This is a genomic window from Pseudomonas sp. PME37.24/006 (genome assembly GCF_055556635.1).
Map to the genome: position 1 here is coordinate 1 of NZ_JBVHNL010000115.1, position 269 is coordinate 269.

Consider the following 269-nt stretch of genomic DNA (forward strand, 5'->3'; position numbering starts at 1 on the left):
CGGACATTCCTACGACGCCCTCCGAGACAAGGGGGTCCACATGCAGACCGAGACAACAGGGGTTCGCGGAGACGAGTTCACCTTCTCAGACGGGTCCAGGCAGACGTACCAGTCAGTAATCTTCGCCACCGGGTACAAAGCGGGCGACGAGTGGCTGCCCACTTTCCCGCAGCCTCAGCGCCGCAGCCGCACCTCGACGGCGCTTCCTGGTCTATTCGTCGCCGGGATTCCCTCCCACAGCCACGCCAAAGCCAACACCCTCCCCGGTG

1 protein-coding gene is annotated in these 269 nt (G+C 64.3%); it reads left to right on the forward strand.

Going from position 1 to position 269, the window contains the following annotated elements:
* Window positions 1-40: 40 nt before the first annotated feature.
* Window positions 41-269, forward strand: a 229-nt coding sequence (locus tag ACZ3GY_RS24065; RefSeq protein WP_465912263.1) for a hypothetical protein, incomplete at its 3' end; no start/stop codon positions are given.